We start from the raw sequence: 19,668 nt of genomic DNA on the forward strand, positions 1-19,668 counted from the left end.
TGTGTTTGTGGGCGGGGCGTTGTGGGGGGGGCGGGGGGGGCCGGTGGGTCTCGGGGGCGGCCCTACACCCCTCGGGGCGGGGGGCCCGCTACACCCCCCCGCCCCCCCGGCGCCCTGTTCACGGCCCCTGTTCACCCGGTCTGTTCACGCGCCCTGCTCACGCGCCCTGTGCACGCGGCCCGTGGCACCGCGCACCGGGCCGGGGCGGCCCGCGGACGAGGCCGGGGCCGAAGCCAGAGCCGGGCCCCGCCCGTCCCCCGCCGGCGGTCACCCCGCGACGGGCTCCTTGCCCGCCGGCTCCCGCGGCTCGGGCACGTCCGCGTGGGGTGCTGCGGGGGCGTCGTCCGCCATAGTCGTCTCGTCGAACGGCACCCGTCCGGCGAGCACCTCGGCCACCCGCTCCTTGTCGATCTCCTTGGTCCAGGTGCCGACGAGGACGGTCGCCACGGCGTTGCCCGCGAAGTTCGTCAGCGCCCGCGCCTCGCTCATGAAGCGGTCGATGCCGACGATCAGCCCGACGCCGTCCAGCAGTTCCGGCCGGTGCGACTGGAGTCCGCCGGCCAGGGTCGCGAGGCCCGCGCCGGTGACGCCCGCGGCCCCCTTGGAAGCAATGATCATGAAGACGAGCAGGGAGATCTGCTCGCCGAGGGCGAGCGGATCACCCATCGCCTCGGCGACGAACAGCGAGGCCATCGTCAGATAGATCGCGGTGCCGTCGAGGTTGAAGGAGTAGCCGGTGGGCACGGTGATGCCGACCACCGGCTTGCTGACGCCCAGGTGCTCCATCTTCGCGATGAGCCGCGGCAGCGCCGACTCGGAGGACGAGGTCGACAGGATCAGCAGGAACTCCCGGGCCAGGTACTTCAGCAGCAGGAACAGATTCACCCCGGCGACCAGCCGCAGCAGCGTCCCCAGCACGACGACCACGAAGAGCGCACAGGTGAGGTAGAAGCCGACCATGATGACGGCGAGGGACTTCAGGGCGTCGATGCCCGTCTCCCCGACCACCGCGGCGATCGCGCCGAAGGCGCCGACCGGGGCGGCCCACATGATCATGGCCAGCACCCGGAAGACCAGCTTCTGGAGGTGGCCGACCCCGCGGAGGACCGGCTCGCCGGCGGGCCCCATCGCCTGCAGGGCGAAGCCCACGAGCAGCGCGACCAGCAGCGTCTGGAGCACCAGTTCGTTGGTGAAGGCGGAGACCATGGTGGTCGGGATCATGCTGAGCAGGAAGTCCGCGGTGGACTTAGCTGCGCCCTCGGCCTGCGCCTCACCGGCGCTCCGGGTGGCCTCGGTGAGGTGCAGCCCGGAGCCCGGGTCCAGCAGATTCCCCACCAGCAGGCCGATGCCCAGCGCCACGGTGGACATCACCATGAAGTAGCCGAGCGCGAGCCCGCCCACCGCTCCGACCTTGGCGGCCTTCCGCACCGAGCCGACGCCCAGCACGATCGTGCAGAAGATGACCGGCGAGATCATCATCTTGATCAGCTTCACGAATCCGGCGCCGAGCGGCTTGAGCTCGACCGCCACCCCCGGAGCGGCGAAGCCCACCGCGATACCGAGGAGCACCGCGCCGATCACGGCGAGGTACAGGAAGTGGGTCCGGTCCCGCTTCCCGGTCTTTACCGGCCGGTCCGGTGCCGGCTCCGGTGGCAAGGTCTGCGCAGCCACGTCGTCTCCTTGTCCTGGCGCAGTACGTGCGGCTCACGTCCTGGACGTTCCGCTGAATATCCACTGCCATGTGACGGCGGTCACCCTTGCGTTCATATCGTTCACGGACCGTTTCCGGCCGTCCGCCGCGGACCCGGCAGACTGGCCCCATGCGCATACCCCGACCCCGCAGCCTGGCGGGCCAGCTCTTCGCGATGCAGGTCGTGCTGGTCGCGGCGGCGGTCGCCGGGTGCGCGGTGTTCGCGTACGTCACCGCCCTGCGCCAGGCCGAGGAGGCGGCGCGCCACCAGACGACGGCCGCGGCGCGGGCCGTCGCGGACGCGCCCTCGGTACGCGCCGCGATCCGGGGCGGAAATCCCTCGGCCGCGCTCCAGCCGTACGCCGAGCAGGTCCGCCGGGACAGCGGGGTCGCCTTTGTGACGATCATGAACCGGGAGGGCATCCGCTGGACCCACCCGGACCCCGGGCGGATCGGCGGCGCGTTCCTGGGCCACACCGGTCCGGCGCTGGCGGGCCGCACGTTCACCGAGACCTACACGGGCACCCTGGGCCCCTCGGTCCGGGTGGTGACCCCGGTCCGGGACGGCCGGCGCATCGTCGGGCTGGTCAGCGCGGGCATCACCGTCGAGCGGATCAGCGACCAGGTGCGGCGGCAGATGACCGGGCTGCTCGGCGTCGCGGCGGGCGCGCTGGCGCTCGGCGGCATCGGGACCTATGTGATCAACGCCCGGCTGCGCCGTCACACCCACGGGATGAACGCCACCGAGCTCAGCCGGATGCACGACTACCACCAGGCGGCGCTGCACGCGGTGCGCGAGGGGCTGGTGATGCTGGACGGGCAGCGGCGGATCGCGCTGATCAACGACGGCGGGCGCGAGCTGCTGGGGGTGGACGAGGACGCGGTGGGCCGGTCGGTGGCCGATCTGGGGCTGCCCGCACCGCTCACCGGGGCGCTGCTGGCCGCGGAGCCGCGGGTGGACGAGGTGCATCTGACCGCCGACCGGATCGTGGTCGTGAACACCTCACCCGTCTCCAGTGGGGAGCAGCGCGGCACGGTGGTGACCCTCCGGGACCACACCGAGCTCCAGGCGCTCTCCGGCGAGCTGGACTCGGTGCGCGGCTTCACCGAGGCGCTGCGCTCGCAGGCGCACGAGGCGGCGAACCGGCTTCACGCCGTCGTCTCGCTGATCGAGCTGGGGCGGGCGGAGGAGGCGGTGGAGTTCGCCACGGCGGAGCTGGAACTGGCGCAGGCGCTCACCGACCAGGTGGTCGCCGCGGTCGGCGAACCGGTGCTGGCGGCGCTGCTGCTGGGCAAGGCCGCGCAGGCCAACGAGCGCGGGGTCGAGCTGGTGCTGGCGCCGGACAGCCGGATCGACGACGGGCTGCTGCCGGACTCCCTGGCCGCCCGGGACCTGGTCACGGTCCTCGGCAACCTGGTGGACAACGCGCTGGACGCGGCGGCGGAGGGCGCGTACCGGGAGGGACCGAGCGCGGACGGACCCGACCTGGACGGCCCCGGCGCGGACGGATCCGACCCGGACGCCCCCAGCCCGAGCGGATCGGGCCCGGACGGATCCGGCGCGAACGGACCCGACCCGGACGGACCCGGCGCGGACGGACCCGACCCGGACGGACCCGACCCGGACGCCCCCGGCCTGAGCGGATCGGGCCCGGACGGATCCGGCGCGAACGGATCGAGCTCGGCCGGATCCTGCGGGGACGGCGGGGACAGCGGGGACGGTCCTGGCCGGGCGGCGGCGGGGCCGCGCCCCCGGGTCGTCGTCACCGCCCGCGCCGTGGACGGAGAGCTCACCCTGCGGGTCGCGGACACCGGTCCGGGCGTGGACCCCGCCGCGGCCGACGCGGTCTTCCGGCGCGGCTGGAGCACCAAGCTGCCGGCCGCACCAGAGGGCGGGGCACCGGACGGCGGGACACCGGACGACAGGGCGCCGGACGGCGTCCCGAGGCCGGCCGCCGGGCCGGGCCGGGGCCTGGGCCTCGCCCTCGTCCGCCAGGCGGTCCGCCGCAACGGTGGGACGATCGAACTGGGGCGGGCGCCGGAAGGCGGAGCGGAGTTCACCGTACGGCTCCCGGTCCGCACCGGCTCCGCAGCCGCCGCACCCCGAAGAACCGCCGGAGCAGCCGGATGACCGAGCCACAGCAGGGCGACGGCCCGATCCGCGTCCTCGTCGTGGAGGACGACCCGGTCGCGGCCGACGCGCACGCGCTCTACGTGGGCCGGGTCCCCGGGTTCACCGTCGCCGGGACCGTGCACTCCGGCGGCGCGGCACGGCGGGCGCTGGACCGGCAGCCGGTGGATCTGCTGCTGCTCGACCTGTATCTGCCCGACGGGCACGGGCTCCAGCTCGTCCGGTCGCTGCGGGCGGCCGGGCACACCGCGGATGTGATCGCAGTGACCTCGGCCCGGGATCTGGCGGTCGTCCGGGAGGGGGTCTCGCTCGGCGTGGTGCAGCACGTCCTGAAGCCGTTCACCTTCGCCACGCTGCGGGACCGGCTCGTCCGGTACGCCGAGTTCCGGGGGGCCGCCGGGGAGGCCAGCGGCCAGGACGAGGTCGACCGGGCCATCGCGTCGCTGCGGGCGCCGCAGCCGGCGGACCTGCCCAAGGGGCTGAGCGGCCCCACGCTGGAGGCGGTGACCCGGGTGCTGCGGGAGTCCGGGCCCCGGGGTGTCACCGCGAGCGCCGCCGGAGAGGCGGTGGGAATCTCCCGCATCACCTCGCGGCGCTATCTGGAGCACCTGGTCGGTGCGGGCCGGGCCGAACGCACCCCGCAGTACGGGCAGATCGGGCGGCCGGAGCTCTGCTACCGCTGGCTCTCCCCGCGCTGAACCGGGCGCCGGCGGCCCCGGTCCGGACCCCACCGAACCGGGCGCCGACGCCGGTCCGGACCTCACGGGGCCCACCCTCCGGACCGACCGCCGAGCCGAACCGGCCCGCGCGCCGTGTCGCCTCGTCACCCTTGGGCTCGGGTGCGCAGCCCGAGGGGACCACTCCCGAGCGGGACCACCACCAGCGGGGCCCACCTGCCCCGCCCCGAGCACTCCTCCCCGGCCACTCCTCCCCCGGCCACGCCCCCGTGGCGCGCCGGGCTCCACCAGGCGCGGCGCGGATCGCCGAAGTGCGCCCCCGCCACCAGGGATTGACGCTTTCATGACGACTCACCACCTCCCTGACGGGTAGTCATCCACAGCCATTGACCGGCCGGTGAGGGCCTCGTACGGTCGCCAGGCAGCCCACTCGAGGCCAGGCCAGGAGGAGGTCGTGCCCGTGCGCTCCACCGCCCCGCTGATCGTCGCCGCAGTCCTGGCCGCCACCGCGCTCACCGCCTGCGGTGGCGGCTCCGGGAGCGATCCGGACACCGTCCGGGTCGCCTACAACCGCAGCACCGACAACGCGATCCGGTACAAGGACGCGTATCTGGCATCCGTGAAGAAGCAGTTCGAGGCGGCGCACCCGGGCAAGACGGTGAAGCTCGTCCCGGTCCAGGCCCAGGACGACGACTACGCCGCCAAGATCCAGCAGATGATGCGCTCCTCCCGGACCGCGCCGGACCTGGTCTACGAGGACACCTTCCGCGTCCGGTCCGACATCGAGGCGGGGCATCTCCGGCCGCTCGACCGCTACCTGACGCGGTGGCCCGAGTGGGACCGGTTCGCCGCCACCGCGCGCCGGGCGGCCCGGGGCGGGGACGGCAGGACGTACGGCGTGCCCACCGGCACCGACACCCGCGGCCTGTGGTTCAACCGGAAGATCTTCGCCCGGGCCGGACTGCCCCGCGACTGGCGTCCGTCGGACTGGGACGACATCCTCGACGCCGCCCGGACGATCAAGAGGAAGGTGCCCGGGGTCATCCCGCTGAACGTCTACACCGGCAAGGGTCCGGGCGAGGCGGCCGTCATGCAGGGCTTCGAGATGCTGCTGTACGGCACGGGCGAGGACCCGCTCTACGACCCGCGCGCGAAGAAGTGGGTCACCGGCGGCAAGGGCTTCCGGGACGCGCTGGGCTTCATCCGGACCGTGTACGGCGAGAAGCTCGGCCCGGACCCCTCCGACGCGCTCGACCCCAACATCAACACCCGGGTCGCCACCGAACTGCTGCCCGAGGGCCGGCTCGCGATCGCCCTCGACGGCTCCTGGATGGGCCAGCAGTGGCGGAAGAGCGGCGGCAAGCCGTGGCCGGAGTGGTCCTCGGTGCTGGGCCGCGCCCCGATGCCCACCCGGGACGGCCGGGCGCCGGGCGTGGTCAGCATGTCGGGCGGCTGGGTCTGGGCCGTACCCGCCAAGTCCCGCAATCCGGGCCTCGCGTTCTCGTTCCTGAAGGCCCTCCAGACGCGGCGGAACGCCGTGGACTGGGCCGTCCTCGACGCCCAGATCGCCGTCCGCGAGGATGTCGCCGCGGACCCGGAGTACCGGCGGTCGATGCCGGGGATCGACTTCTTCACCGGTCTGGTGCGGCACACCCACTACCGCCCCGCGCTGCCCGTCTACCCGCAGGTCTCCACGGCGATCGGCACCGCGATGGAGTCGGTGACCACCGGTGACGCCTCACCCGCCCGGGCCGCCCGGACCTACGACGAGCAGCTGGCGTCGATCACCGACGGCGCGGTGACCGGCGGGTCCGGATGAGCACCGCGGCGGCCCGGCCCGCTTCCGGCCGCCCGGCGGCGGGGGCGGCCCCCGGCCCGCGCTCCCGGCACCCACACCGGCCCCGGCCCCGGCACCTCCGACGGCAGCGCGCCCTGCGCCGATTACCGCTGGTCCCGGCCACCCTCCTGATGCTGCTGTTCCTGGGCGGGCCGATCGGCTACTGCGTGGGCATCGCCTTCACCGACATGCGGCTGACCGGCGCGTCGACGACCGAGTTCGTCGGCCTGGACAACTTCCGGCGGGCCTTCACCGACGACGGCTTCCGCAACGCCGTCGTCCTCACCCTCGTCTTCACCCTGATCTCGTCGGTGCTCGGGCAGAACACCCTGGGCCTGGCGCTCGCCGGGCTGATGCGGCGGGCCTCGCGACCGGTCCGCACCGTGACGGGCTCGCTCGTCATCGCGGCCTGGGTGCTGCCCGAGATCGTCGCGGGCTTCCTCCTCTACGCCTTCTTCCGGCGCGAGGGCACCCTCAACGCGATCCTGGACGTAGCTCATCTCCCGTCCCAGAACTGGCTGTTCACGCTGCCCATCCTCGCGGTGGCGCTGGCCAACGTCTGGCGCGGCACCGCCTTCTCCATGCTGGTCTACTCCGCCGCGCTCTCCGGGATACCGCAGGAGATCACCGAGGCGGCGGAGGTCGACGGGGCCCGGGGGTTCCGGCGGCTGTGGCACATCACGCTGCCGCTGATCCGCCGTTCCGTGGGCACCAACCTGATGCTCAACACCCTGCAGACGCTCTCGGTGTTCGGGCTGATCTGGGCCATGACCCGGGGCGGGCCGGCCGGCCGCAGCCAGACCCTGCCGGTGTTCATGTACGACCAGGCGTTCGGCAAGGCCCTGATCGGCTACGGCACGGCGGTGGCGCTGCTGCTTCTGCTGGTCGGAGCGGTGTTCTCGGTGGCCTGGCTGCGGCTGCTGCGGACGGAGGTGTGACATGGCCCGCCGCCCTTGGCACCGGCCGGAGCCCCGCCGGTCCCGCACCCGTGCCGAGCCCCGCCGGGCCGGAAACGGTGCGGAGCCACACCCGGCCGGGAAAGGGGCCGGGCAGGAGGACGCGCCCCGCCGGGCCCTCCGCCCACTGGCCGACCGCCGCACCCGGCACCGGCTGGCGGCCGACGCGGCGCTGCTCGTGCTGGCCGCCGCGTTCGCCGTCCCGCTGGCCTGGCTGGTGCTGGCCTCCCTGGACGCGGACGCGGGGCTGCGCGTCGCCGTGCCGTCCCCGCCGACGGCGGACCACTTCGCGGCCGTCCTGGATCCCGAGATCACCTACCGGCCGATGCTCAACAGCCTGCTGCTGTGCGGCGGGGCGACCGCGCTCACCCTCGGCTGCGCCGCCCTGGCGGCGTACCCGCTGTCCCGGTTCCCCTCCCGGCTGAACCGCCCCTACCTGCTGACCGTCCTGTTCACCACCTGTCTGCCGGTCACCGCGATCATGGTTCCGGTCTACGGGATCTTCGTTCAGGTGGAGCTGATCGACACCCTGCACGGCACGGCGCTGTTCCTGGCCGCCGCGCAACTCCCGTTCGCGATCTGGCTGATGAAGAACTTCATGGACGGCGTGCCGACGGTCCTGGAGGAGGCCGCCCGGACCGACGGCGCCTCCGGCCGGCAGACCCTGGTCCGCATCGTGCTGCCGCTCATGGGGCCGGGCCTGGCGGTGGTGGCGATCTACAGCTTCATCATGATGTGGGGCAACTTCTTCGTCCCCTTCATGCTGCTGCTCACCCCGGAGCAGCTGCCCGCCTCGGTGAGCATCTTCACCTTCTTCGGCAACCACGGGGCCGTGGCGTACGGGCAGCTGGCGGCGTTCTCGATCCTGTACTCGACCCCGGTGGTGCTGCTCTACGCAACTATCGCCGGCCGGCTCGGCGGCGGCTTCGCCTTCGGCGGCGCGGTGAAGGGGTGAGCGGCGGAGGGCCGAGGAGTGAAGGACTGAGCGGTGAAGGACTGAGCGGTGAAGGGCTGAGGGTGACGTGGTCGCCGAAGCAGGCCGGCGCTGGTGTCGGTCATGCAGTGCGCCAGGCGCCTGTTGCGTCCGAAACTACGCGGTCGGCCAGCGCGGCCCCGTGATCGCGTCCCTGCACCACGCGTACTGCCGGCCGGGTTCGACCATCAGGCCGAAGTCGTACAGCTCCGGCTCGCCGAGCGCGTGCCACTCGTCCCAGGCCCGCTCCAGCTCGTCCGCCAGGTGTCGGGGACCGCCCTGGTAGGCGACCGTGCCGCCGCCGACAGCGGCGAGCATCGCCCACGATGTGGAGCCGTCGTGGAGCCAGGCGTTCAGCCCGTCGTCGTCCTCACCGATGGTGATCCGGATGTCCGGCAGGGCGACCCGGAGGGCGAACCGCAGGTGCCAGTCGGCCTGGAGCGGCGCCAGATCGCGCGTGAAAGGCCGCTCCTGCTCATCCGGGGCTGCCGCACGTACCTGCCTGAAATTCCGGCCGAGGTCTGAGCCGCGGGCGAGCATGAACGTAGCCAGCCCCTGCACCCACCCGCTCGCGGACCGGCCGTCGGCAGCGCGGGTGAGCGCGACGTGCCCCAGCCGCCCCCACGGGACGACGAGCCGCCCGCCGAGCCGTGTCTGCTCCACCCACGGCCAGGGAACGCGGTCGACCCCATAAGTGGCCATCACCCGGTCGTACGGGGCTCCCGGCAGCCAGCCCGCCGCGCCGTCGCCGACCTGCACCGCCACATCGGCACCGGAGAGCTTCAGCCGCTCGGCAGCGGCTGTCGCCAACTCCGCGTCCACCTCGACACTGACCACCCGCCCCCGCCCGGCCCGTCGGCTCAGGAGCGCTGCGTTCCAGCCGGTGCCGGCACCCAGCTCCAGCACCCGGTGACCGGGCTCCAGCAGCAAGGAGTCCAGCATGTCGACGACCACGGCCTGACAGGACAGGCTGGAGGACGGAACGCCCCCGGCGACCTGGGTGACGGCCGCCGTGTCGGGCGAGCCGTACACCTCGGCCTCCCACGCGTCGGGGTCAGCGGTGCGGTCGACGGGGATGTAGGTGTGGCCGTCCCAGCGCCAGAGCCGACCCGGCGCGAACTGCTCCCGGGGTACTGCGGCGACAGCGTGCCGAATCCACGGGGACCGGTCGGGCCAGGCGCCGCGCTGGTCCATGACGGCATCCAGCGCGGCGCGCAGCTCATGCCCCATGGTCATTTCTTGTGCTTTCCGTCTCCAGGCGGGGGCGGTGGCACCTGCCCATCGCTGTTGCCCGGCGGCGGATTGCCCTGGCCCGGGTCCGGCGGCGGCTTCTCGTGCTTCCCCATAACAGCCCCTTCGGTCGTGTGGGGGCGTCCATCGTGGCGCTGGATCGAGGGGCACGGCAGGGCGCACGGGCGCACCGCGCGAGCCGGCTGAACCTGTGCACGCCGGACAGCGCCCGCACGGCGCGTACGGAGCCGCTCCCTGACGCTGTCACGGACCAAGGTGCGTCGGTTCAAGCGGACCGCAGCATGCGGAGCATGGTCGCGTACACCGGGGCGTCGGGGAACGGCTGCTGATCGCCGACGTTCTCGTACCCCCACGACTCGTACAGTGTCTTGACCTTCGGGTGGGTCGGCTCGACCAGGAGCGTCACGCGTTCTTCCGCGCGGCCGGACAGCAGTTCTTCGTGGATGCGCCGGGCCGTTCCGGTCTTGCGCCAGGGCCGGCGCACCAGCAGTTCGAACAGGGCCATGGTCCGTGTGCCGTCCTCGGCTGTCATCGCCTCCGGCAGTGGCTGAAGCATTCCGGCCCACCAGCGGGAGCGAGGCTGGAGGGGGGATCCGTAGGCGTAGCCGACCGGTTCTGTGCCGTCCCAGCCGATGATGACTTCCCAGGGGTCGCGGGAGACGTGACCTTCCAGCCGTTCCTCGAACCGCTCGACGGAGAAGAAGGGGTCGGAGAGCCGGTCGGCATAGACCTCGGCGTACATGTCCGTGAGTGTCTGCCGGATGCTGTCGAGATCGTGGCGGCCGTAGCGGCGCAGTTCCACGGTGGTCACGTGGCAGGTCCTTCCAGTCGGGCGGTTCGGGCATTCCATTCGCGGGTGACGCGTGCGCCCGGTGCCGTGGCGTTGAGCTCGGCAGTGAAGGTGGTCAGCAGGTGCGGGATGCGGCCGACGTTGGTGGAGCCGGGCGGCGGGATGACGCCGACGGCGGTGGTGCATGCCTGCTCGGCGTCACCCTGGGCGAGCTGGGCGAAGGCGACGTGGACGGCGTAGTAGGCGCTTCACACCCCCGGGTCGAGGATCCGTTTCCCTCCCCGGCTGAAGCCGGGGATACCCACGCAAGATCAGGGATGGGCATTGAGTGATGCCCGGCATCCAGCGACGTGATCGTGCAGCGAAAGGGCGCCCGACCGGTCGCTTGGTCGGGCGCTCTTGCTGCGGCGTGCTGACGGACGGTGCTACCGCCGCTCGAATTCGCCATCCAGCATGCCGCCTTCGAACGCGGCCCACTCGCCAGAGGTGAAGACGAGAGCCGGGCCGTTCCCGTTGTCCTTGCTGTCACGCATGGCCACGCGGCCATCGCTCAGGAAGGCGACCTCGACGCACTGGCCGTTGTTCTGAGAGCGGCTCGACTTACGCCACACCGCGCCCGTGAGGTCCGAACTCATCATCGCGCAAACTCCTTTGCCGCTTGGTGAAGCATGTTCTGTGTGTCCTTGGCGTCCACGGCCGTATCCCAGATCGACGTGAACGCCTGGTTGTACCGCTCGATCTCTTGCGGCTTGTCGAGGTAGAGATCCCCCGTGAAGCCCTCCATGTAGACGGTGGTCGGCTCCATCCTCTTACCGCATCGCGGGCGGCAAGGTGGTCTGGGCGGAACTGGCGGTACGACCGCCGCAGCCCACGCCGCTCCCGCAGCGGGAGAAGTCGGCACGGTCAACGGTTCGGCCGTTTGCGCTGCCGGACGTGGGGTTCCTGCGCCGCGTGGTCGCGGGGCTTGAACTGGCTTTATGACGGCAGCACGACGCCGCCCTGATCCTTGGTGGTCTGGGCGGCGTCGTGCTGTGTGGTGAAAACGTTCGACCTAGCTGTTCCGTCCGGGGAGGTTGTGGACGGTGAGGCAGGTCTCGGCTGTGGGACCTTGAACAGGTGAGGGCGTTCCGGGAGAGCAAGACCCCGCTCAGCAGCAGGCCCCGCTCAGAAGACCGACTCGGCCTCCGCCATCCGGTCCGCCGGGACGGTCTTCAGCTCGGTGACCGCCTGCGCCAGCGGCACCAGGCGGATGTCCGTGCCGCGCAGCGCCGTCATCATGCCGAACTCACCGCGGTGGGCCGCCTCGACGGCGTGCCAGCCGAACCGGGTGGCGAGGACCCGGTCGTAGGCGGTGGGGGTGCCGCCGCGCTGGACGTGGCCGAGGATGACCGGCTTCGCCTCCGTGCCGACGCGGCGCTCCAGTTCGGCGGCGAGCCGGTTGCCGATCCCGGCGAAGCGCTCGTGCCCGTACTGGTCGATGGCGCCCTTCTCGTACGGCATCGAGCCCTCGGCCGGGTGCGCGCCCTCGGCGACGCAGATGACCGCGAACTTCTTGCCCCGCGCGAAGCGCTCCTCCACCATCCGGCAGAGGTCGTCGACCGCGAACCGGCGCTCCGGCAGGCAGATTCCGTGCGCGCCGCCCGCCATGCCGGACTCCAGCGCGATCCAGCCCGCGTGCCGGCCCATGACCTCGACGACCATCACGCGCTGGTGCGACTCGGCGGTGGTCTTCAGCCGGTCGATGGCCTCGGTGGCGACCCCGACCGCGGTGTCGAACCCGAAGGTGCGGTCGGTGGAGGAGATGTCGTTGTCGATGGTCTTCGGCACGCCGACCACCGGCATCCCGGCGTCGGCGAGCATCCGGGCGGCGGTGAGGGTGCCCTCCCCGCCGATCGGGATCAGCGCGTCCAGACCGAGCTCCCGGCAGAGCTCCTCGGCGTTGTCCGTGGCCTCGGTGAGCCGGGCGCGCTCCAGCCGGGCCGAGCCCAGGATGGTGCCGCCGCGGGCGAGGATGCCGCTGACCGCGTCGAGGTCCAGCTTGCGGTAACGCCGTTCGAGCAGGCCCTTGAATCCGTCCTCGAAGCCGATGACCTCGTCCTCGTGCTCCGTCACGGCCCGGTGCACGACCGACCGGATCACGGCGTTCAGCCCGGGACAGTCGCCGCCTGCGGTGAGAACTCCGATGCGCATCGTGCTGTGTCTCCTGGCTGGTGGGGTCCCTCTGCCGGGGCCGGAGTGATACATCTGGGCCAGTTCGATTGTTCCACGCCACACACGGTGCCCGCGCCCCCCGGACCCGGACGAGCGCCTTACCCATCGCGACAGGTATTGTCAAGAGGACAGGCCCATTCCGTTTGTCATTTTCGCAGGCCAGGCACCCTGTGGTTCGCAGATCAACCCTGCGGTTCGCAGATCAGGCGTCCCGCGGCCCCGCAGACCCGCACTCTGCGGGCCGGACACGAGAATCAGATCGGAGAGCACACGTGACGCGCAGCGTGTACGTGACCGGGATCGACCGGGGAGACGGCCGCCAGGTCGTCGAGCTGGGGGTCATGGAACTTCTGACCCGCCACGTCGACCGCGTGGGGGTGTTCCGCCCGCTGCTGCACGACGACGGCCCCGACCGGCTCTTCGACCTGCTCCGCGCCCGCTACCGGCTGAGCCAGCCCGCGGACACCGTGTACGGCATGCGGTACGGCGAGGCCGCGGCCCTCCAGGCCGAGAAGGGCACCGACGAGCTGGTCTCCCAACTCGTGGAGGGCTTCCACCGTGTGGCCCGCGACTACGAGTTCGTCCTGGTCCTGGGCACCGACTTCGCGGCCACCAGCCTGCCCGCCGAGATCAACCTCAACGCGCGGCTGGCGAACGAGTTCGGGGCCTCGGTGATACCGGTGGTCGGCGGCCAGAACCAGCCCGCCGAGTCGGTGCGCGCCGAGGTGCGCAACGCGTACGCCGCCTACCACGCGCTCGGCTGCGAGATCTCGGCCATGATCGTCAACCGGGTCGCCCCCGCGGACCGCACGGCCGTCGCGGAGCGGCTGACCGCGCGGCTGCCGGTCCCCTGCTACGCGCTCCCCGAGGACGCCTCGCTGTCCGCCCCCACCGTGCAGCAGATCGTGCACGCCCTCGACGCCGAGGTGCTGCTCGGCGACGCGGCCGGACTCGCCCGGGACGCCCGGGACTTCGTCTTCGGCGGCGCGATGCTGCCGAACTTCCTCAAGGCCCTGACCGAGGGCTGCCTGGTGGTCACCCCCGGGGACCGCACGGACCTGATCATCGGCTCGCTGGCGGCCCACTCCGCCAACGCACCGTCGATCGCCGGTGTGCTGCTCACCCTCGACGAGCGGCCCGGGCCGGACATCATGGCGCTCGCCTCCCGGCTGGCCCCCGGCACCCCGGTGGTCTCGGTGCCGGGCGGCAGCTTCCCCACCGCCGGTGAGCTGTTCGCGGTGCAGAGCAAGCTCAACGCCGCCTCGCCGCGCAAGGCCGAGACCGCGCTGGGCCTGTTCGAACGCCATGTGGACACGGTGGCGCTGACGAACCGTATCTCCGTGGCCCGCTCGGCCCGGGTCACACCGATGATGTTCGAGCACGACCTGATCGAGCGGTCCCGCGCGGACCGGAGCCGGGTCGTCCTGCCGGAGGGCACCGAGGAGCGGGTGCTGCGGGCCGCCGACGTCCTGCTGCGGCGCGACGTCTGCGACCTGACGCTGCTCGGCGACGAGGAGGCGATCCGCAAGCGGGCTGCCGAGCTGGGCATCGACCTGGCCGACGCGCAGCTCATCGACCCGCAGACCTCCCCGCTGCGGGAACGGTTCGCCGAGCTGTACGCGACGGCCCGCGCGCACAAGGGCGTCGGCTACGAGCTGGCCCACGACATCGTCGCCGACGTCTCCTACTTCGGCACCCTGATGGTCCAGGAGGGCCTGGCCGACGGCATGGTCTCCGGTGCGGTGCACTCCACGGCCGCCACCATCCGGCCGGCCTTCGAGATCATCAAGACCGCCCCGGACGCGGCGATCGTCTCCTCGGTCTTCTTCATGTGCCTGGCGGACCGGGTGCTCGTCTACGGCGACTGCGCGGTCAACCCCGACCCCAATGCCGAGCAGCTCGCCGACATCGCCATCCAGTCGGCGGCGACCGCCGCCCAGTTCGGGGTGGAGCCGCGGATCGCGATGCTCTCCTACTCCACCGGCAGCTCCGGCAGCGGCGCCGATGTCGACAAGGTGCGCAAGGCCACCGAGATCGTCCGGGAGCGCCGCCCCGACCTGCCGGTCGAGGGCCCGATCCAGTACGACGCCGCGGTCGACGCCGCCGTCGCCGCGACCAAGCTGCCCGATTCCCAGGTCGCGGGCCAGGCCACCGTGCTGGTCTTCCCCGACCTGAACACCGGCAACAACACCTACAAGGCGGTCCAGCGCTCGGCGGGCGCGGTCGCGGTCGGCCCGGTCCTCCAGGGCCTGCGCAAGCCGGTCAACGACCTCTCCCGCGGCGCCTTGGTCTCGGACATCGTCAACACCGTCGCCATCACGTCCATCCAGGCCCAGAACCAGAAGGCCCGCACACAGAAGGCTCAGACCGCGTGAACCGCACCCCAGGCACCCGTGTCCTCGTCCTCAACTCCGGCTCCTCGTCGGTCAAGTACCAGCTGCTCGACATGGCCGGCGGCACCCGGCTGGCGTCCGGCCTGGTGGAGCGGATCGGCGACGGTCCGGTGGCCGACCACGCCGCGGCGCTCAAGCAGGTCGCCGACGAGCTGGCCGCCCAGGGGCTGGGGCTGGACTCCCCCGAGCTGGCGGCGGTGGGGCACCGGGTGGTGCACGGCGGCATCCGGTTCACCGAGCCCACCCTGATCACCGACGAGGTGGTGGCGGCGATCGAGGAGCTGGTCCCGCTCGCCCCGCTGCACAACCCGGCCAACATCACCGGGATCAAGGTGGCCCGCGAGCTGCGGCCGGACCTGCCGCAGGTCGCCGTCTTCGACACGGCCTTCCACTCCACGCTCCCGGAGTACGCGGCCCGCTACGCGATCGACACCGCCACCGCCGACGAGCACGGCGTCCGCCGCTACGGCTTCCACGGCACCTCGCACGCCTACGTCTCGCGGGCCACGGCCGAGCTGCTCGGCAAGGACCCGTCCGAGGTGAACGTCATCGTGCTGCACCTGGGCAACGGCGCCAGCGCCTCCGCGGTCCGCGGCGGCACCTGCGTGGACACCTCCATGGGCCTCACCCCGCTGGAGGGCCTGGTCATGGGCACCCGCTCGGGCGACATCGACCCGGCGGTGATCTTCCACCTGGCGCGGGTGGGCGGCCTGTCCACGGACGAGATCGACGACCTGCTGAACAAGCGGAGCGGCCTGCTCGGCCTCTGCGGCGACAACGACATGCGGGAGATCGGCCGCAGGATGGGCGAGGGCGACGTCACGGCGCAGCTCGCCTTCGACGTCTATGTGCACCGGCTGCGCAAGTATGTCGGCGCGTACACCGCGGTACTCGGCCGGGTGGACGCCATCGCGTTCACCGCGGGCGTGGGGGAGAACTCCGCGGCCGTGCGCGAGGCGGCGCTGCGCGGTCTGACGGCGCTGGGTGTCGAGGTGGACGCGGTGCGCAACGCCGTCCGGAGCCCGTCGGCCCGGCTGATCTCGGCCGACGAGAGCCGGGTCGCGGTCGCCGTGGTGCCCACCGACGAGGAGATGGAGATCGCCACTCAGGCATACGCCCTGGTCCAGGCTTGATCCTCGGATCTTCGCACAGCTCCTATATTCCGCTCCGAAACAAACCGATAGGATCGCCCCATGCGCCGTTCCAAAATCGTCTGCACTCTGGGCCCCGCCGTCGACTCCTTCGATCAGTTGAAGGCGCTGATCGAGGCCGGTATGAACGTGGCCCGCTTCAACATGAGCCACGGAAGCCACCCGGAGCACGAGGAGCGGTTCCACCGCGTCCGCAAGGCCTCCGAGGAGACCGGCCGCGCGGTGGGCGTGCTCGTCGACCTCCAGGGCCCGAAGATCCGGCTGGAGACCTTCGCCGAGGGCCCGGTCGAGCTGGTGCGCGGTGACGAGTTCGTCATCACCACCGAGGACGTGCCGGGCGACAAGAGCATCTGCGGCACCACCTACAAGGGGCTACCCGGGGACGTCTCGAAGGGCGAGACGATCCTCATCAACGACGGCGCGGTCGCGCTCCAGGTCGTCGAGGTCGACGGCCCGCAGGTGCGCACCATCGTCATCGAGGGCGGCGTGGTCTCCGACCACAAGGGCATCAACCTGCCCGGCGTGGCGGTGAACGTCCCCGCGCTGTCCGAGAAGGACGTCGAGGACCTGCGCTTCGCCCTGGCCCTCGGCTGCGACATGGTGGCGCTGTCCTTCGTCCGCGACGCCTCCGACGTGCGCGACGTGCACCGGATCATGGACGAGGTGGGCCGCCGCGTCCCGGTCATCGCCAAGGTGGAGAAGCCGCAGGCGGTGGAGAACATGCAGGAGATCGTGATGGCCTTCGACGGCGTCATGGTCGCCCGCGGTGACCTCGCCGTCGAGTACCCGCTGGAGCGGGTGCCCATGGTGCAGAAGCGGCTCATCGAGCTGGGCCGCCGGAACGCCAAGCCGGTGATCGTCGCGACCCAGATGATGGAGTCGATGATCAACTCCTCGCGCCCGACCCGCGCCGAGGCCTCCGACGTGGCGAACGCGATCCTGGACGGCGCGGACGCGGTGATGCTGTCGGCGGAGTCGTCGGTCGGCAAGTACCCGATCGAGACGGTCAAGACGATGTCCCGGATCGTGGCGGCGGCCGAGGAGGAGCTGCTCTCCCGCGGTCTCCAGCCGCTGGTGCCGGGCAAGAAGCCGCGGACCCAGGGCGGTTCGGTGGCCCGTGCGGCCTGCGAGATCGCCGACTTCCTGGGCGCCAAGTCGCTGGTCGCCTTCACGCAGTCCGGTGACACCGCGCGCCGGCTGAGCCGCTACCGCGCGCAGCAGCCGATCCTCGCCTTCACCACCGACGCCTCGACCCGCAACCAGCTCACGCTGAGCTGGGGCGTGGAGTCGTTCGTGGTGCCGTATGTGGAGAACACCGACTCCATGGTCGACCTGGTCGACGCCGAGCTGCTGAAGCTGGGCCGCTACGCCGAGGGCGACACCATGATCATCACGGCGGGCTCCCCGCCCGGCGTCCCCGGCACCACCAACATGGTGCGGGTGCACCACCTGGGCGGCGAGAAGGCCTGATCCGGCACGGACCGGCGGTGGGCGGCATCCGGGGGGTGCCGCCCACCGGCGTGTTCGCGGGCGTCCGCGCGGATCCGCAGCCCTGGGGCACCGGTACGGAGTCCGCACAGCGCAGTGGGGCACCCCCTTCACCGAAGGGGTGCCCCACTGTCATTGCGGCTCCCGGAGGTCTCAGCCCGTCCCGGGGGTTCCGGTCCGTCCCGGAGGCCTCAGCCCGCCGAGTTGAACAGGTGCATACCGGGCACGGTGAGCGTGCCGCCGAACTGGCCCGCCTGCCGCACCTGCACATCGGTGAAGACGGCGATGGACACGTTCAGCGGGGGCGGAGTGTCCGGGCTGAAGGTGACGGGGAACAGCCCGAACAGCTTGCCCTTCAGCTCCTCGGTGTACATGGTGACCGTTCCGTCGCGGATGGTCGACGTGGTGCCCTTGCGCGCCTGGACGTGGCTCGTGGTGCCCTGGGGCCCTTCCACGAGCTGGTGCAGGTCGTCGATGTCGGTCTTTTCAGCGGTGAACTTCAGGACCTTCTTGACCTTGCCGCTGTAGGTCTTGACCTCGACGATGCCCTTGTAGTCCAGGCCCCGCAGGGTGAGCTTGGAGCTCTCCAGCTGCCACGGTTCGTCCGGCAGGAGCGGTGCGCCCTCGTCCAGATCGGCGTTGGCCAGCGCCTCGGCGTCGTGGGTCGGGCAGGGGAACGGCTTCTTGCCGTCCTCCGCGCCGGACTCCTCGCCCTTGACGCCCTCGGCGGACTCCTTGGCCTTCTCGGAGACGTCCTCGACCTTGACCCCGGCCCTGCCGGCGGCCTCGCGGATGGCGCTCTCGGTCTTGTCCGTCGTGTCCTCGACGGCGTCCGCGGCCGGCTTCTCCGCGGGCTTCTCGGACTCCTCGGGCTTCGGGGCGGCCGTGCTCGTGGCGTCCGGCTCCTCCGACGCGGAGCCGCTCGCGGTCGGCGAGGGCTCCTCCTCGTCGTCGTCCCCGTCGAAGAGGTCCTTGATCTTCTCGCCGACACCCAGCGGGTCCAGCGGGTTCCTGGTCTCCTCCGGCGTCGGCTCGGCCGAGGGCTCCTGCTCCTCGCCGGCCGCCTCGTCCGTACCGGTGGACGGCTGCTCCGCGGAGTCACCACCGGAGGACGGCGCCGGGGAAGGCTGGGTCGACGGCTTCGCGCTCGGCCCGGCCGACGGCCCGGCACCCGGCTTCGCCGACTCCTTGTCCGACGGCTCCTTCTCGTCCTTCTTCTCGTCCTGTGCCTCGTCGGAACGGGTCACACAGGGACCGGACGCGAAAGGATTGCTGGGCATCTCGTCGGCCTGGGCGAGCTTCGGGGTGAGCCCCATGCCGACGAACACCGCCGTGGGCATCGCGGCCAGGGCCAAGGCCTTGCTCGCAGGAATCTGCAGCTTGGTGAGCAGCGACTTCCTGGGGGCCGCGTGGCGCGGCCCCGTTCTCACACGAGCCGCATCGCCTCCGGCTGCGCCGAAGGGGACCTCGTCGCTACCCACGGTGCCTCCCGCCGGCGACCTCGACGGTGTTCCCGCTCGGGGCCGTGAACGGATCGTCGGACGCGGCGCCGGAGTTGTCCGCCTTCCCGGCGGGGGCGCACGGCGCCCAGGCGAGGGACAGCCCACCGCCCACCAGCGACAGCAGGAAGCCGATCATGAAGCCGCCGAGGTTGGACACCGGAATCGAGACCAGGGCCAACAGGATGGTGGCGACGCCCGCGAACACCCGGACGATGTGGTGGTACCACATGGTGAGTCCGAGGGTGATCAGCAGGACGCCGATGATCAGCGAACCCGCACCGGCGGTGGTGGCCATCCGCACGGTCAGCTGGCCCACCTTGAGGTGTGCGTACGGGAGATAGGCGATCGGCACTCCGCCCAGCATCGTCAGCAGGCCCGCCCAGAACGGCCGGCTGCCGCGCCAACCACGAAAGCGAAGCCGCCAGTATTTGATTCGGTCACGCTGCCCTGGTGACTCGGCGCTCATGGAAAACAGCTCCCTGGGACCGGCGTTGTACGAAATGAGTGGTGGGGGGCGGGCGGGGGGGGGGGCCCCCCCCCCCCCCCCCGCGGGTGCTTATTATCAATCCATGAAAACCTAGTGGTTCTTAAAGGTGATGACGCTCAGCGAGAATGTTT

Annotated in this window: 16 protein-coding genes; 8 read left to right on the forward strand and 8 right to left on the reverse strand. The window is 71.9% G+C overall.

The annotated features are described in order from the left end of the window. Nucleotides 1-267: 267 nt before the first annotated feature. Entirely contained in the window at nt 268-1,671 is a 1,404-nt protein-coding gene (locus tag ABT112_RS33045) for a cation:dicarboxylate symporter family transporter (protein ID WP_351515494.1), read from the reverse strand. A gap of 149 nt (nt 1,672-1,820) precedes the next feature. On the opposite strand from ABT112_RS33045, the gene ABT112_RS33050 reads away from it, so the two are divergent. The 5 genes from ABT112_RS33050 (at nt 1,821) to ABT112_RS33070 (ending at nt 8,246) form a co-directional block, all read left to right on the forward strand. Beyond that, nucleotides 1,821-3,821: a sensor histidine kinase gene (locus tag ABT112_RS33050; protein ID WP_351515495.1), complete on the forward strand. Its 2,001-nt coding sequence runs from the start codon at nt 1,821-1,823 to the stop codon at nt 3,819-3,821. Beyond that, nucleotides 3,818-4,519 (forward strand): response regulator, encoded by a 702-nt coding sequence (locus tag ABT112_RS33055; RefSeq protein ID WP_351515496.1) that lies wholly within the window; start codon nt 3,818-3,820, stop codon nt 4,517-4,519. Before ABT112_RS33050 ends, ABT112_RS33055 begins: the two co-directional genes overlap by 4 nt. Nucleotides 4,520-4,958: 439 nt before the next feature. After that, complete coding sequence (locus ABT112_RS33060) at nt 4,959-6,317, forward strand: extracellular solute-binding protein (protein ID WP_351515508.1); 1,359 nt, start codon at nt 4,959-4,961, stop codon at nt 6,315-6,317. Then, on the forward strand, nt 6,314-7,273 hold the full coding sequence (locus ABT112_RS33065) for a carbohydrate ABC transporter permease (RefSeq protein ID WP_351515497.1): 960 nt from the start codon (nt 6,314-6,316) through the stop codon (nt 7,271-7,273). The genes ABT112_RS33060 and ABT112_RS33065 overlap by 4 nt, the downstream gene beginning before the upstream one ends. 1 nt (nt 7,274) lies before the next feature. Beyond that, nucleotides 7,275-8,246, forward strand: a complete 972-nt coding sequence (locus ABT112_RS33070; RefSeq protein ID WP_351515498.1) for a carbohydrate ABC transporter permease — start codon at nt 7,275-7,277, stop codon at nt 8,244-8,246. 135 nt (nt 8,247-8,381) lie between these two features. Here ABT112_RS33070 and ABT112_RS33075 read toward each other — a convergent pair whose 3' ends face one another. From ABT112_RS33075 to ABT112_RS33095, 5 genes are all read right to left on the reverse strand, one after another. Further along, complete coding sequence (locus tag ABT112_RS33075; protein WP_351515499.1) at nt 8,382-9,494, reverse strand: methyltransferase domain-containing protein; 1,113 nt, start codon at nt 9,492-9,494, stop codon at nt 8,382-8,384. Nucleotides 9,495-9,780: 286 nt separating this feature from the next. Beyond that, nucleotides 9,781-10,326 carry a GNAT family N-acetyltransferase gene (locus ABT112_RS33080; RefSeq protein ID WP_351515500.1) on the reverse strand — a complete coding sequence of 182 codons (546 nt, stop codon included), beginning with the start codon at nt 10,324-10,326 and terminating at the stop codon, nt 9,781-9,783. A gap of 404 nt (nt 10,327-10,730) precedes the next feature. Continuing rightward, nucleotides 10,731-10,943: a DUF397 domain-containing protein gene (locus tag ABT112_RS33085; RefSeq protein WP_502975522.1), complete on the reverse strand. Its 213-nt coding sequence runs from the start codon at nt 10,941-10,943 to the stop codon at nt 10,731-10,733. Next, nucleotides 10,940-11,110 carry a Scr1 family TA system antitoxin-like transcriptional regulator gene (locus tag ABT112_RS33090; RefSeq protein WP_351515501.1) on the reverse strand — a complete coding sequence of 57 codons (171 nt, stop codon included), beginning with the start codon at nt 11,108-11,110 and terminating at the stop codon, nt 10,940-10,942. Before ABT112_RS33090 ends, ABT112_RS33085 begins: the two co-directional genes overlap by 4 nt. Before the next feature lie 359 nt (nt 11,111-11,469). Then, the gene (locus ABT112_RS33095; RefSeq protein WP_351515502.1) at nt 11,470-12,495 is read right to left on the reverse strand and encodes an ATP-dependent 6-phosphofructokinase; all 1,026 of its coding nucleotides are present in this window, start codon (nt 12,493-12,495) and stop codon (nt 11,470-11,472) included. A 293-nt stretch (nt 12,496-12,788) separates the two neighbouring features. Between ABT112_RS33095 and pta the strand changes: the two genes are divergently transcribed. The 3 genes from pta to pyk are packed head-to-tail and all read left to right on the forward strand — an operon-like array spanning nt 12,789 to nt 17,530. Beyond that, complete coding sequence (gene pta, locus ABT112_RS33100; protein ID WP_351515503.1) at nt 12,789-14,891, forward strand: phosphate acetyltransferase; 2,103 nt, start codon at nt 12,789-12,791, stop codon at nt 14,889-14,891. Continuing rightward, nucleotides 14,888-16,042: an acetate kinase gene (locus ABT112_RS33105; protein ID WP_351515504.1), complete on the forward strand. Its 1,155-nt coding sequence runs from the start codon at nt 14,888-14,890 to the stop codon at nt 16,040-16,042. Before pta ends, ABT112_RS33105 begins: the two co-directional genes overlap by 4 nt. Nucleotides 16,043-16,102: 60 nt before the next feature. Then, on the forward strand, nt 16,103-17,530 hold the full coding sequence (pyk, locus tag ABT112_RS33110) for a pyruvate kinase (protein ID WP_351515505.1): 1,428 nt from the start codon (nt 16,103-16,105) through the stop codon (nt 17,528-17,530). A gap of 209 nt (nt 17,531-17,739) precedes the next feature. On the opposite strand, the gene ABT112_RS33115 is transcribed toward pyk, so the two are convergent. Together ABT112_RS33115 and ABT112_RS33120 are read right to left on the reverse strand one after the other, a co-directional pair. Next, nucleotides 17,740-19,029 carry a hypothetical protein gene (locus ABT112_RS33115; protein ID WP_502975523.1) on the reverse strand — a complete coding sequence of 430 codons (1,290 nt, stop codon included), beginning with the start codon at nt 19,027-19,029 and terminating at the stop codon, nt 17,740-17,742. Further along, nucleotides 19,022-19,516 (reverse strand): DUF6114 domain-containing protein, encoded by a 495-nt coding sequence (locus ABT112_RS33120; protein ID WP_351515507.1) that lies wholly within the window; start codon nt 19,514-19,516, stop codon nt 19,022-19,024. The genes ABT112_RS33115 and ABT112_RS33120 overlap by 8 nt, the downstream gene beginning before the upstream one ends. Nucleotides 19,517-19,668 lie beyond the last annotated feature (152 nt).

The sequence above is a fragment of the Streptomyces sp. NPDC002055 genome, from assembly GCF_040296705.1.
Lineage (GTDB): Bacteria > Actinomycetota > Actinomycetes > Streptomycetales > Streptomycetaceae > Streptomyces.

Excerpts from the sequence above, each read along its gene's own strand:
- ABT112_RS33050 (WP_351515495.1), top strand. The coding sequence starts at position 1,821 with ATGCGCATACCCCGACCCCGCAGCCTGGCGGGCCAGCTCTTCGCGATG.
- ABT112_RS33055 (WP_351515496.1), top strand. The coding sequence starts at position 3,818 with ATGACCGAGCCACAGCAGGGCGACGGCCCGATCCGCGTCCTCGTCGTG.
- ABT112_RS33065 (WP_351515497.1), top strand. The coding sequence starts at position 6,314 with ATGAGCACCGCGGCGGCCCGGCCCGCTTCCGGCCGCCCGGCGGCGGGG.
- ABT112_RS33070 (WP_351515498.1), top strand. The coding sequence starts at position 7,275 with ATGGCCCGCCGCCCTTGGCACCGGCCGGAGCCCCGCCGGTCCCGCACC.
- ABT112_RS33075 (WP_351515499.1), bottom strand. The coding sequence starts at position 9,494 with ATGGGGCATGAGCTGCGCGCCGCGCTGGATGCCGTCATGGACCAGCGC.
- ABT112_RS33085 (WP_502975522.1), bottom strand. The coding sequence starts at position 10,943 with ATGATGAGTTCGGACCTCACGGGCGCGGTGTGGCGTAAGTCGAGCCGC.
- ABT112_RS33090 (WP_351515501.1), bottom strand. The coding sequence starts at position 11,110 with ATGGAGCCGACCACCGTCTACATGGAGGGCTTCACGGGGGATCTCTAC.
- ABT112_RS33095 (WP_351515502.1), bottom strand. The coding sequence starts at position 12,495 with ATGCGCATCGGAGTTCTCACCGCAGGCGGCGACTGTCCCGGGCTGAAC.
- pyk (WP_351515505.1), top strand. The coding sequence starts at position 16,103 with ATGCGCCGTTCCAAAATCGTCTGCACTCTGGGCCCCGCCGTCGACTCC.
- ABT112_RS33120 (WP_351515507.1), bottom strand. The coding sequence starts at position 19,516 with ATGAGCGCCGAGTCACCAGGGCAGCGTGACCGAATCAAATACTGGCGG.